Source organism: Fodinicola acaciae (assembly GCF_010993745.1).
GTDB classification, from domain to species: domain Bacteria; phylum Actinomycetota; class Actinomycetes; order Mycobacteriales; family HKI-0501; genus Fodinicola; species Fodinicola acaciae.
The window spans coordinates 3,088,128-3,100,266 of the sequence record NZ_WOTN01000001.1 but is presented as its reverse complement, the minus strand read 5'-3'; the positions used below and the strand labels follow the sequence as shown (position 1 = coordinate 3,100,266).

Genomic DNA, 12,139 nt, shown 5'->3' with positions numbered 1-12,139 from the left:
CGTCGCGCGGACGATGCTGAGAAACCATGACGACTACCTGGCCGGACGGCAGCGCACGACGGGCCGCCGGGATGGCGATGCTCGCGGCGCCGGTTTTCGTGCTCGTCTACGGCGTGATCCGACTGCTGGACAGCGGGCATGGTCCCGGTGGCCTGTGGACGACCAGCCACCTGCTGTTTCTGGTCGGCCTGGCGCTCTTCGTCCTGGTCGTCGCCGAGCTGCGCCGGCAGGCACGTACGGCCGGCTGGCGTGCCTTGGCGACCGACCTGACCGCGATCGTCGCGTGGCTCGGCCTGCTGGCGTCGCTGGTGCAGGTCTTCCTCGACCTGGTGGTCGGCCTGCAGTCGACCAGCCGCGCGGCGATGACCGCGGCATTTCACCGCGTCCAGGCCATCCCCGGCGTCGAGCTGGCCGTCTACCTGGCCGGCCCGGTGCTGTTCTACGTCGCGCTGGTCGCCTTCGCCGTGCTGCTCACCGCCCGCACCGACCGGCGGATCGCGGTCGTCAGCGCGGCGCTGATCGGTGCCGGCGCGGTGCTGCCCGGCATCAGCCTCGACCTGATCCCGGTCGCCGCCGGCTGCCTGCTGGCCGGCCTCGCGCCACTCGGCGTACGGCTGCTGCGCAGCGAGGTGGCGACACCGGCGACACCGCGAGCCGCGCTGCGCTAGCGGCGTCTAGGCTTCCGGCAACGACTTTCACCTGAAAGGTGCCGGAGTGCCGACCCAGCCGACCCCAACGATGCACGACGTGGCCAGAGTCGCCGGGGTCAGCGTCAGCACGGTGTCGCGGGTCGTCAACAACGAGCGCTATGTGCACCCCGACACCCGGTCGCGGGTCGTGGAGGCGATCGCCGAGCTCGGCTTCCAGCGCAACGAGGCCGCGCGTGCGCTGCGGCCGGGCCAGACCTCCGACACGATCGGCCTGGTCATCGCCGACATCGCCAACCCGTTTTTCTCGGCTATCGCGCGCGGCGCGGAGGACGTCGTACGCGAGCACGGCCACATGCTGATCGTCGGCAACAGCGGCCTGGACTTCGAGCGTGAGCGCGACCTGGTGCAGGAGCTGGTACGCCGGCGCGTCGACGGCCTGCTGGTCGTACCGACCGCGCACGACCACGCCGACCTGCACACCGAGCTGTCCCGCTGGGCCCCGATCGTCTACGTCGACCGCGCGCCGCGTGGCGTACGCGCCGACGCCGTGGTGCTCGACAACAAGGCCGGCGCGGTGCGTGCGGTCGACTATCTGGTGCGGGCCGGACACCGGCGGATCGGCTATGTCGGCGGCGATCCGGCGGTCGTCACCGGCCACCACCGGCTGGCCGGCTACAAGCAGGCGCTGAAGGCCGGCGGTCTGGAGTTCGACGAGGCGCTCGTACGCTTCGGCAACCACACCGCCGAGGCCGCCGAGGAAACCGTTGCCGAGCTGCTCAACGGTCCGACCAAGGCCGACGCGATCTTCGCCGACAACAACCGGATGACCGTCGGCGCGCTGCACGCCATCCGGCGGGTCCGCACGGAGGCCGGCCTGGCCGGCTTCGACGACGTGGAGCTGGCCGACCTGCTGCCGCGGCCGATCGCGCTGGTCACCCACGACACGATCGAGCTCGGCCGGCGCGCCGCGCGGCTGCTCTTCGACCGGATCGCCGGCTCCGCCGGTCCACCGCGCCGGATCACCCTCCGCACGCGGATGCTGGTCCGCGGCGGCTCCTGACCACCGGCCGACATAGGATCGGCCGCATGTCAGATGACTGCTTGTTCTGCAAGATCGTGGCCGGGGACATCCCGGCCACGGTCGTGCGCGACGACGAGCGGACGCTGGCGTTCCGGGACGTCAACCCGCAGGCTCCGGTGCACGTGCTGGTGGTGCCCAAGCGCCATCTGCCGGACGCGGCCGCGGTGCTGGCCGACGACCCGACGCTGCTGTCCGCCATGTTCGCGAGCGCGGTGAAGGTGACCGAGGACGAGAAGCTCGGCGACGGCTACCGGCTGGTGTTCAACACCGGAAAAGGCGCCGGCCAGACCGTTTTCCACGCGCACCTGCACCTGCTCGGTGGCCGCGACCTCGGCTGGCCGCCCGGATGACCGACGACCACCCCAGGGCGGCGACCAGCGCGTACGAGCGCGAGGTCAGGCTGCTCCAGCGCGACCACCGGGTGCCCGCGGTGTCCGCCGCGCTGGTACGCAAGGACCGGCCGGTCTGGACGTACGAGGCGGCCGCTCCCGGCTACGGCAGAGGTGTCGACGCGCAATATCGGATCGGCTCGGTCACCAAGACCTTCACCGCCGCGCTGGTCATGCAGGCTCGCGACGCCGGCCTGCTCGACCTCGACGACCCGGTCGCCAAGCACCTCGACGTGCCACAACACGGCGACCACACGATCCGTCGGTTGCTCTCGCACAGCTCCGGTCTCGCGCGCGAGCCGTACGGCGACGTGTGGGACACGCTCGACGTGCCGGACACCGGCCAGGTGCTGAGCGACCTGGCGCGCGTCGAGTCGGTGTTGCCGACCTCGCGGCGGTTCCATTACTCCAACCTCGGCTTCGCGATCCTCGGCCACCTGGTCGCGCGGCTGGCCGGCGGCAGCTGGGAGGAGCTGGTCGTCGACCGGCTCATCCAGCCGCTCGGCCTGACGCGTACGACCGTCGAGCCGGTGGAGCCGGTCGCGCAGGGCTATCTGGTCGACGTCTTCAGCGACCGCGTACGTCCGGAGCCGCACGTCAACTTCGGCGGCGTCAACCCGGCCGCGCAGCTGTGGAGCACGGCGGCCGACATGGCGACCTGGGCCGCGTTCCTGGCCATGCCGGACGAGAAGGTGCTCGCGCGGTCCACCGTGGACGAGATGGTGCATCCGCTGATGGTCACCGACGAGACCGACTGGCAGCGTGCCTTCGGCCTCGGCCTGATGGTCATCCCGCGCGGCGACCGCGTCGTACACGTCGGCCACACCGGTGGCATGCCGGGCTTCATCGCCGGCGTCTACTGCGACCGTACGACCGGCACCGGCGCCGCCGTGCTCGGCTCCTCCGGCACCGCCGGCCAGATCACCGTGGTGCCGCACAAGCTGCTCGAACGCAGCGCCGAGCTGGACCCGGCCGACATCGAGCCGTGGGTCCCCGGCGACGCGCCGCCGGACGAGCTGGCCAGCGTGCTCGGGCACTGGTTCACCGAAGGCACCGAGTTCACCTTCAGCTGGACCGACGGCCACCTGGAGGCACGCGCCACCGGCCAGCCGAAGCAGCTGCCGCCGGCCGTCTTCGAGCGGGTCTCCAGGGATCTTTATCGCACCGTCTCCGGTCGTGAGGCCGGCGAGCAACTGCGGCTGACCCGCGACGACGCCGGCAAGGTCACCCGGATGAACTGGGCCACCTATCGGGTGACCCGCGACCAGCAGACCTTCGACCAGCAGCAGTGACCGCGGGACTCCCTGCGCGCGCCAGGCGCACGCAGGGAGTCCCCGCGGCCGTACGGCGGAATTATCGGCGGCGGACTGTCGGTTACCGGCGGTAGAATCGACTCGACAAACATCCCGCCGGGTAAAGGGAAGCAGGCGAGACAGGCCCACTGCGGCAGCCCATGGCCAACACATCCGAGAACGTTCAGACGACCGACACAGCCCGTGCCAACGGAGCGGCCGAGGCCAAGACCCGGATCGTCGTGCCCGACACCCATCGGATGGTGAGCCTGCTGGGCTCCCGCGACGAGGTGCTGACCGCCATCGAGCAGTACGTCAAGGCCGATGTGCACGTACGGGGCAACGAGATCACTCTCACCGGCGCGCCGGCCGACAACGCATACGCGGAGCGGCTGATCGGCGAGCTGCTGACCGTGCTGCAGCGCGGCGAGCAGATCACTCCGGACACCGTCCGCCGCACGGCGGCGATGCTGGAGGCCGGCACCGAGGAGCGGCCGGCCGAGGTGCTGACGCTCAACATCCTGTCCCGGCGCGGCCGTACGATCCGGCCGAAGACGCTCAACCAGAAGCATTACGTCGACGCGATCGACAAGCACACGATCGTCTTCGGCATCGGCCCGGCCGGCACCGGCAAGACCTATCTGGCGATGGCCAAGGCCGTGCAGGCGTTGCAGGCCAAGCAGGTCAACCGGATCATCCTGACCCGGCCGGCGGTGGAGGCCGGCGAGCGACTCGGTTATCTGCCCGGCACGCTGTACGAGAAGATCGACCCGTATCTGCGGCCGCTCTACGACGCGCTGCACGACATGCTCGACCCGGAGTCGATCCCGAAGCTGATGTCGGCCGGCACCATCGAAGTCGCGCCACTGGCATATATGCGTGGTCGGGCGCATCCGCGGTCGACGACGGTCCTGACGCCCGGTGGATGGCGACCAATCGGTGATCTGCGGGTCGGCGATCTGGTGGTCGGTTCCGATGGTGAGCCGACGCCGGTCCTCGGTGTCTACCCACAGGGTGAGAAGGACATCTATCGAGTGACCGCGCAGGACGGAGCCTCTGTGCTCTGCTGCGGCGAGCACCTCTGGACGGTGCGTACGGCGGCGGACAAACGGCGCGACAGGCCGTGGCGCGTGCTTGAGACCAAGGAAATGATCGGCAATCTGCGTGCGGCGCGCGCGCATCGGTACGAGCTGCCGATGCTGACCGGGCCTGTCCAGCACCCGGAGCGCGAAGTCCCGATGGACCCGTACGCACTGGGCCTGTTGCTCGGCGACGGCTGCATCACCGGCTCGACGACCCCGTCGTTCTCGACCAACGATCCCGAGCTCGCGCTGGCGCTCGAAAGCGCCGTGCAAGGCATCCAGGTTCGGCAGGAAAGCCGGGTGGACCATGTCCTCAACCGGGTGCGTGAGCCTGGTGAGGTCATCACGCTGGAGAATCCGGTCACCGGCGCACTGCGGGCACTGCGGCTGCTTGGCACCAGGTCGCACTCGAAATACATCCCCGAGGTCTACCTGCACAACACCGCCGAGATCCGGCTCGCGCTGCTGCAGGGCCTGCTGGACACCGACGGCGGTCCGGTCACCCAGGCCAACCGGACATGCCGGATTCAGTACACGACGACGTCGTCGCTGCTGCGCGATGACGTGATCGCGCTGGTCCGTTCCCTCGGTGGCGTGGCATATGTGCGCTGCCGGGCCGCCAAGGGCAGCAAGCCCGGCATGGCCAAGGGCCGCGAGGTTGGCGACAACCACGACGCGTACGTCATCGACATCCGGCTGCCGGAAGGCATCCAGCCGTTCCGGTTGGCACGCAAGCGGCAGAAGTACGACGCCACCGGTGGCGGACGGCCGATGCGGTTCATCGACAGCATCGAGCCGGCCGGCCGGGCCGACGCCGTGTGCATCCAGGTGGCGGCGGCCGACTCGCTGTACGTCACCGAGGAATACCTGCTCACCCACAACACGCTCAATGACGCGTTCATCATTCTGGACGAGGCGCAGAACACCACGCCGGAGCAGATGAAGATGTTCCTGACCCGGCTGGGCTTCGGAGCCAAGATCGTGGTGACCGGCGACGTGACGCAGGTCGACCTGCCTGGCGGTGCCACCTCCGGCCTGCGGGTCGTGCAGGACATCCTGGACGGTGTGGAGGACGTGCACTTCTCCAGGCTCACCAGCGTCGATGTTGTACGGCACCGGCTGGTCAGCGACATCGTCGACGCGTACGCCAAATGGGATGCCGATCACGCCGACCCGCGTGGCGGTCCGTCGCGGGTCCGTGGACAGCGGTCCGGCCGGGGACGTTAGCCTGCCGGCATGTCCATAGAGATATCCAACGAGTCCGGACAGGAGGTCGACACCGACGCGGTGCTCGACCTCGCTCGGTACACGCTGGACGAGATGGGTGTCAACCCGATGGCCGAGCTGTCGGTGCTGATCGTCGACCCCGAATACATGGCCGAGCTCAACCACCGCTGGATGGACAAGAAGGGCCCGACCGACGTGTTGGCCTTTCCGATGGACGAGCTCGACGTCGACCGCGGCCCCGGCTCGGACTCGCTCGGCAACCAGCCGGCGCTGCTCGGCGACATCGTGCTGTGTCCGCAGGTCGCCGCCGAGCAGGCCAAGACCGCCGGCCACTCGGCGGCCGACGAGCTGCATCTGCTGACCGTGCACGGCGTGCTGCACCTGCTCGGCTACGACCACGCCGAGCCGGACGAGGAGCGTGAGATGTTCGCGCTGCAGAACCGCCTGCTGGCCGCGTGGCAGGCGGGTCGCCAGGCGGGCTGACATGGCGCTCATCGCACTGGCCGTCGGCCTGGTCGTCCTCGCCGGTGCCTTCGCGATGGTCGACGCCGCGCTGGCGGCGGTCTCGCCGGCGCGGGTCAGCGAGATGGTCCGCGAGAGCGTACGCGGTTCGCGAGCGCTGTCCGCGCTGGTCGGCGACCGCAAGGAGTTCGCCAGGCACATCAGCCTGCTCTTGTTGCTGCGACTGGTGTGTGAGCTGAGCGCGACGACCGCGCTCGCGGTGTTCACCATCCGGCAGTGGGGGGTCGGCTGGCTGGCCGGCCTGGTCACCGCCGGCACCATGACGGTGGTCAGCTTCGTGCTGGTCGGCGTCGGCCCGCGGACCATCGGCCGCCAGCGCTCGTATCCGGTCGCGCTCATCGCCGCGCGGCCGGTGCGCTGGATCGGCCGCGTACTCGCGCCGCTGAGCCAGCTGCTGATCTTGATCGGCAACGCCGTCACACCCGGCCGGGGCTTTCGCGAGGGGCCGTTCGCCACCCAGGTCGAGCTGCGCGAGCTGGTCGACATCGCCGAGCGGCGCGGTGTGGTCGAGCACGAAGAACGCGACATGATCCACTCGGTCTTCTCGCTCGGCGACACGATCGCGCGCGAGGTGATGGTGCCGCGCACGGAGATTGTCTGGATCGAGAGCACCAAGTCGGTGCGGCAGGCCCTGGCTTTGGCTCTGCGCAGCGGTTTCAGCCGCATCCCGGTGCTCGGCGAGAGCATCGACGACATCGTCGGCGTGGTCTATCTCAAGGATCTCGCGCGGATGGCGATCAGCGGCGGCCGCTCCGACGCGCGGGTGTCGACGGCGATGCGCGAGCCGGAGTTCGTACCGGAGTCCAAGCCGGTCGACGACCTGCTGCGCGAGATGCAGGCGCGGCGGATCCACATCGGCATCGTGATCGACGAGTACGGCGGCACCGCCGGCCTGATCACCATCGAGGACATCCTGGAGGAGATCGTCGGCGAGATCACCGACGAGTACGACGTGGAGTCGCCGCCGATCGAGCACCTGGACGACGGCACCGTACGTGTCAGCGCGCGGCTGTCGGTCGAGGACCTCGAGGAGCTGATGGGGATCCAGCTGCCGGACGACGACGATGTCGAGACCGTCGGTGGCCTGCTCGCCCAGACGCTCGGCCTGGTGCCGATCCCCGGAGCGCAGGCCGAGGTCGCCGGCCTGCAGCTGACCGCCGAGAGCGCCGGCGGCCGCCGCAACCGGATCGACACCGTGCTCGTACGCCGGCTGCCCGGCGCCTCCGCGGACGAGTCCGATCTCACCGACGAACCCGCCCACACCTGAGCCCTGGGCGACGACGCAATCGGGTTCCGATTGTGTCCTCGGATGCGGGGGACTGGGATGATCGACGGGCAGGTCACCTGAGACGGAGGAGAAGGCGTGGAGCTGGACCCGGAGGACGCCAAGATCATCACGCTGGCGCGCTCGGCGCGGGCCCGCACGGGGGCCGCGGAAGGTGCGGCGGTACGCGACACCGACGGCCGCACGTACGCGGCATGCACGGTCGCGTTGCCGTCGCTCTCGCTGTCGGCTCTGCAGGCCGCCGTTGCCGCGGCGGTGGCGTCCGGCGCGCTCGCGTTGGAGGCCGCGGCGATCGTCACCGAGGCCGCCGACGCCACCGACCCCGGCATCGCCGCCGTGCACGACCTCACGCCGTCGGCTCCGGTCCTGCTCGCCGCGCCGGACGGCACGCTGATCAGCTGACGCGCAGCACCGCGGCGGTCGCGTTGTCGTTGCCACCGGCGGCCTCGGCGGCGGCCAGCAGCCGGGCGACGATCTCCGCGCAGGTGCCGGTGCCGAGGATGTCGACGAGCTGCTGGTAGGTCAGCTGGTCGCTGATCCCGTCCGTGCAGGCCAGCAACACGTCACCGGCGCGCAGCTCGACCGCGAGCAGGTCGGGCTCCGGGTTGGCCGGATGTCCCAGATAGCGGAAAAGCTGATAGCTGGCACGGAAAGTGTCCGGCGCTCCGGCGCGCAGGAAGCCGTGCGTGAGGCCGATCCAGGCGGCCGTGTGGTCGACGGTCAGCAGCTCCAGCCAGCCCTCGCGCAGCCGATAGACGCGGCTGTCGCCGAGCTGCACGATCCACGCCGTCGGTCCGGTCGGCACGATCGCCGCCAGCGTGCAACCGGTGAGACCGGGGATACGCGCACCGGCCGCGCGTACGGCCGCGGCGGTCTCGTAGACGGCGGCCCGCAACGCTTCCGGTGTCACGGTCCGGATCGCGCGCAGCGCCGGCACCAAGACCTCTGCGGTCGTACGACCAGCCGCGCGGCTGCCGTCGCCGTCACCCATCCCGTCCGCGACGACGATCAGCGGCGGCTCAAGATCGACATGCAGCACGTCGTAGTTCTCGCGATATTTGTGGCCGATGTCGGTGCCGCTGGCGATCTCCACGAGGTAGCAGAGTAGCGCCGAGCCAGCTGGCGGGCCGGCTCGGCGCCGTTGTCGACGCTCAGACCGCGCGGGCTTTCGCGTTGCGGTCGACCGACGACCAGGCCGTACGGTCGTTGCAGATCCCGCAGTCGGCGGTTGGGCCGAAGAAAATCCCACGTGCCTGCTCGTCGCCGGCCAGCCAGTAGCGGAACCAGGCGGTCTCGACGCCGATCAGGCGGATACGCGTGGCACCGGGGAAGAAGTGGTCGGAGCCGGCCAGCTCGGCGAAAACCGCCGGAATCTGGGTCGCTGTGGAATAGCGACCACGTACGTAGGGCGACGGCACGATGTAGTCGAGTTGGCCGGCGATGAACAGCGCCGGTCCCTTCATCATCGGCACGGATCCCTGCGGGCCCGGCTCGATCGGCGAGCTGGCCTTCACCAGTGGATCCGCCGCCGCCGCGATCGTGCCGCCACCACCCTGCGAATGGCCGGCGGCACCGACCTTGTCGCCGTCGATCCGGCCGTAGAACTTGCTGCCGGACCGGTTTCCCTCATCGATCAGATAGCGCGCGCCGGCGAGCATTTCCCGGCCGGTGCCCGATTGCGTGGTGTTCGCCGCGGCGACGACAATGCCCCACGACGCCCAGTGGCGCAAGGCGGCGTCGTACACGGCCGGCGTGGCGCCCGTGCCGTTTCCCCAGATGAGTACGGGATACTTCGCCGCAGCGGAGGAGATGTCACTGGGGTAGTAGATGGTTTCGTCCGGTCCCTCCTGGGAAACCGTGACGCCATGCGGCCCGTCGTTCTCGTAATAACTGGCCGGAACGCTGGTCGCATGGCTGGGTTGACCGAACAGTACGGCTACCAGCGTCGAGGTCACCATTGCCAGCACGGTGGCCAGCACAGCCGCGGATCGTCGCATTCGTCCTCCATCGTGAGGGGTGCGGGAACGCAGCTGACCATAGGCCGTGCGATTACTCGCTGGTAAGACATGACTGAATATTCAAGCCTGTTCACGTTCACAGCGAGCGGCGACCGGCGTACGCGCAGGTCAGTGCCCGCTTTCGTTACCAGTTGTTCAGGTCGGACGCACACAAGTGACCCAAGAGCGCCGCCGTGGCATCGTCTAGAGCTGTGCGGTGAGATGTGCGGTGAGATCGGCCGCGTCGGCGGCGGCGCCGTCGATCAGGCTGGACCGGCGGCGGCGCAGAAATGGCATGCCGATGACATAGAGACCCGGCCAGCCGGTCACCCCGCCGTCGTGCTTGACCTGGCCTTTGCGGTCGAGCACCGGCACGTCGAGCCAGGACCAGTCGGGCCGGAAACCGGTGGCCCACACGACGCCGCGGATCTCGCCGCGCGACAGGTCCAGCGTCAGCGGCGCCTGCGCCGGCAACTGGGTCGGCGCGAACCGTTCGATCGCGTCGCAGTCGGTGAAGCCGGTCTCGTCGGCCCAGTTGTCGAACGTGTCCAGCAGCCGGCCGAGCTTGAGATCGGCCAGCGCGCACACGTTTGGCAGCGAGCCGGAAAACAGCGCACGGCCATCGCGTACGCCGGCCAGCCGGCCGGCCAGTCGTACGCCGATGCCGGTGAGCGAGTTGAGGTCGATCGTGGTCCGCTCCGGCGTACCGACCAGCTGCATCGACGGCAGGTTCCTGGCGCGCAGCAGGTCCGGCACCTGGTCATAGCGCTCATCGAACACGCCGGCCGCGTCCATCCACCACAGGATGTCGCGGCCGCGATAGGTCCGCGACATGCGTACGTGCTCGCCGACCGCGAGCGTCACGGGCCGGCCGGAGCGGTGCAGCTCGTTGGCGATCTGGATGCCGGTCGAGGACGCACCGACCACCAGCACGCCACCGTCAGGCAGCTGGTCTGGACTCCGATAGTCCAGTGCCGTCATGGTGGCGAGATCAGCCGGCAGCGCCTCGGCCACCGGCGGCAGGCGAGCCACGTTGTGCGCGCCGGAGGCCAGCACGACCGTCCGCGCGTGCCACACGTCCTGGTCGGTGCGTACGACGAAACCGCCGTCGGCCGGTCGCACCGACTCGACCGTCGTGTTGGCCAGCACCGGCGCGCCGGACACCTTGGCATAGTCGCCGATCAGGCCGGCCAGCTCGGCCGCGGTCTGATAGCCGTCCGGGTCGTCGCCGCCGTACGCGTAACCCGGCAGCCGGGTCATCCAGTTGGGGGTGAGCAGCCGGAACGAGTCCCACCGCTGCGTACGCCAGGAGTGCGCCACCTCGCCGCGCTCGACGACCACGTGGTCGATGGAGCGCTCGGCGAGGTGGCGGCTGATCGCGAGGCCGCAGTGGCCGGCCCCGACGACGAGCGTCGTGACTGTCGGCACTGACCTAGTTGACGTTCACGGTGACGTTGGTCGGGTTGGTCAGGATGTCATAGACCGCCGACCTTTTCTGCGACTGCGCGACCAGCGCCTGGACCTCCTCGGAGCTCGCGTCGGCGTCGATGTCGTACGAGACGCGCACGTCGCTGAAGCCATTGCGTACGTCCGGGTCGGCGCCGAGGATGCCGTGCAGGTCGAAGTCGGCCTCGATGGTCGCCTTCACCGAGCGCAGCTGGATGTTGCGCTGCTGTGCGACCGCGGCGATGCCGGCGGTGAGGCAGCTGCCGAGCGCGACCAGCACGAACTCGACCGGCGTGACGCCGTTGTCCTCGGCCGCGAACACCTCGGGGTGGTCGGCGTCGAACTCGAACTTCGCCTTGTGCCGCTGCTCGGCGGACAGGCCGTAGAAGGTCTGGACGCTGGACTTGCTGTGGGTGCCCCTGACCCACGAGTTGGTCGCGCGCCAGGTGAACTTGGCGATCTCCGGGCTGTCGCCGAAGGCCTGGCGCGCGCCGAGCAGCGCCTCGACGTTGACGCCGTTGTCGACTGGCGATTCGGTCGTGGTCATGCGGATTTCCTCTCGGGATGAACCGTCGTCGGTTCGGTGGAAGAGCAGCCGGCTGGCTGGAGGTGTCCTCGGTCGTTGTGCGTACGCCGGGTGAACGGCACGGCGAAACAACCGCCGTGCGGAAGGAAAATCAGCGACAGCCGGCGCTGAAGACGCGCGCGAAGTCGATGTGCCGGCGGCTGGTCAGTGCCACGCCACGGTCCGTGCGTCGCAAGCCACTGTCGTGCTTCGTGGCCATGACGCACTCCTTTCCGGGCTCACCGACCGGCATCTGATTGCCGAGCGCAATCAGAATGCCACGGCAAAGCGTGCCGGACAATGGCGCGGCGGGTCACGGCGCCGGCGTCAGGGTCCAGAGCACGACGGTGACGTCGTCAGACGGATTGCGCCAGCGACGCGGCTCGCGCGGCTGGAAGGTGGGCGTGTCGCCGGTGTACGCCGGCGCCGATGGTGTTCTCCAGCGTGCCGGCGAGCAAGGTGCGCCACCTCGGCGGGTCGAAGAGCGTGCCGGGCCGCAGGCCGAGCGCGTCGCAGACGCGCAGCAGTGAGGCGACCGCGGCATTGGCGGTGTCGCGTTCCAGCTTGGACAGCAACGACTTGGTCAGGCCGGTCGCGCCGCGA

Annotated in this window: 12 protein-coding genes and 1 pseudogene; 8 read left to right on the top strand and 5 right to left on the bottom strand. The window is 69.7% G+C overall.

Annotation, left to right across the window (positions count from 1 at the left end; all coding sequences use genetic code 11):
* Nucleotides 1-26: 26 nt before the first annotated feature.
* The 8 genes and pseudogenes from GNX95_RS14665 to GNX95_RS14630 all read left to right on the top strand — a co-directional run bounded on the left by GNX95_RS14665 (nt 27) and on the right by GNX95_RS14630 (nt 7,930).
* Nucleotides 27-668 (top strand): hypothetical protein, encoded by a 642-nt coding sequence (locus GNX95_RS14665; protein WP_163507618.1) that lies wholly within the window; start codon nt 27-29, stop codon nt 666-668.
* 46 nt (nt 669-714) lie between these two features.
* The gene (locus GNX95_RS14660; RefSeq protein ID WP_222853579.1) at nt 715-1,710 is read left to right on the top strand and encodes a LacI family DNA-binding transcriptional regulator; all 996 of its coding nucleotides are present in this window, start codon (nt 715-717) and stop codon (nt 1,708-1,710) included.
* A 26-nt stretch (nt 1,711-1,736) separates the two neighbouring features.
* Nucleotides 1,737-2,081 carry a histidine triad nucleotide-binding protein gene (locus tag GNX95_RS14655; protein ID WP_163507617.1) on the top strand — a complete coding sequence of 115 codons (345 nt, stop codon included), beginning with the start codon at nt 1,737-1,739 and terminating at the stop codon, nt 2,079-2,081.
* The gene (locus GNX95_RS14650) at nt 2,078-3,412 is read left to right on the top strand and encodes a serine hydrolase domain-containing protein (RefSeq protein ID WP_163507616.1); all 1,335 of its coding nucleotides are present in this window, start codon (nt 2,078-2,080) and stop codon (nt 3,410-3,412) included. The genes GNX95_RS14655 and GNX95_RS14650 overlap by 4 nt, the downstream gene beginning before the upstream one ends.
* Nucleotides 3,413-3,573: 161 nt before the next feature.
* On the top strand, nt 3,574-5,721 hold the full coding sequence (locus GNX95_RS14645; protein WP_222853578.1) for a PhoH family protein: 2,148 nt from the start codon (nt 3,574-3,576) through the stop codon (nt 5,719-5,721).
* 9 nt (nt 5,722-5,730) lie between these two features.
* Nucleotides 5,731-6,186, top strand: a pseudogene (ybeY, locus tag GNX95_RS14640) (rRNA maturation RNase YbeY); the annotation flags it as partial.
* A 19-nt stretch (nt 6,187-6,205) separates the two neighbouring features.
* Nucleotides 6,206-7,510: a hemolysin family protein gene (locus GNX95_RS14635; protein ID WP_163507614.1), complete on the top strand. Its 1,305-nt coding sequence runs from the start codon at nt 6,206-6,208 to the stop codon at nt 7,508-7,510.
* A gap of 96 nt (nt 7,511-7,606) precedes the next feature.
* On the top strand, nt 7,607-7,930 hold the full coding sequence (locus tag GNX95_RS14630; RefSeq protein WP_163507613.1) for a cytidine deaminase: 324 nt from the start codon (nt 7,607-7,609) through the stop codon (nt 7,928-7,930).
* On the opposite strand, the gene GNX95_RS14625 is transcribed toward GNX95_RS14630, so the two are convergent.
* The 5 genes from GNX95_RS14625 to GNX95_RS14605 all read right to left on the bottom strand — a co-directional run bounded on the left by GNX95_RS14625 (nt 7,923) and on the right by GNX95_RS14605 (nt 12,111).
* Nucleotides 7,923-8,621 carry a PP2C family protein-serine/threonine phosphatase gene (locus tag GNX95_RS14625; RefSeq protein ID WP_222853577.1) on the bottom strand — a complete coding sequence of 233 codons (699 nt, stop codon included), beginning with the start codon at nt 8,619-8,621 and terminating at the stop codon, nt 7,923-7,925. The genes GNX95_RS14630 and GNX95_RS14625 overlap by 8 nt on opposite strands.
* 58 nt (nt 8,622-8,679) lie before the next feature.
* On the bottom strand, nt 8,680-9,525 hold the full coding sequence (locus GNX95_RS14620; RefSeq protein ID WP_163507612.1) for a poly(ethylene terephthalate) hydrolase family protein: 846 nt from the start codon (nt 9,523-9,525) through the stop codon (nt 8,680-8,682).
* 204 nt (nt 9,526-9,729) lie between these two features.
* Nucleotides 9,730-10,953, bottom strand: coding sequence for an NAD(P)-binding domain-containing protein (locus GNX95_RS14615; protein WP_163507611.1), 1,224 nt, complete (start codon nt 10,951-10,953; stop codon nt 9,730-9,732).
* Between the two features lie 4 nt (nt 10,954-10,957).
* Nucleotides 10,958-11,518 (bottom strand): OsmC family protein, encoded by a 561-nt coding sequence (locus GNX95_RS14610; protein WP_163507610.1) that lies wholly within the window; start codon nt 11,516-11,518, stop codon nt 10,958-10,960.
* A 374-nt stretch (nt 11,519-11,892) separates the two neighbouring features.
* Nucleotides 11,893-12,111, bottom strand: a complete 219-nt coding sequence (locus GNX95_RS14605; RefSeq protein WP_163507609.1) for a hypothetical protein — start codon at nt 12,109-12,111, stop codon at nt 11,893-11,895.
* Nucleotides 12,112-12,139: the final 28 nt, after the last annotated feature.

Bases quoted from the DNA above. Each gene is read 5' to 3' on its own strand.
- GNX95_RS14665 (WP_163507618.1), top strand. From the start codon at position 27: ATGACGACTACCTGGCCGGACGGCAGCGCACGACGGGCCGCCGGGATG.
- GNX95_RS14655 (WP_163507617.1), top strand. From the start codon at position 1,737: ATGTCAGATGACTGCTTGTTCTGCAAGATCGTGGCCGGGGACATCCCG.
- GNX95_RS14650 (WP_163507616.1), top strand. From the start codon at position 2,078: ATGACCGACGACCACCCCAGGGCGGCGACCAGCGCGTACGAGCGCGAG.
- GNX95_RS14645 (WP_222853578.1), top strand. From the start codon at position 3,574: ATGGCCAACACATCCGAGAACGTTCAGACGACCGACACAGCCCGTGCC.
- GNX95_RS14635 (WP_163507614.1), top strand. From the start codon at position 6,206: ATGGCGCTCATCGCACTGGCCGTCGGCCTGGTCGTCCTCGCCGGTGCC.
- GNX95_RS14620 (WP_163507612.1), bottom strand. From the start codon at position 9,525: ATGCGACGATCCGCGGCTGTGCTGGCCACCGTGCTGGCAATGGTGACC.
- GNX95_RS14610 (WP_163507610.1), bottom strand. From the start codon at position 11,518: ATGACCACGACCGAATCGCCAGTCGACAACGGCGTCAACGTCGAGGCG.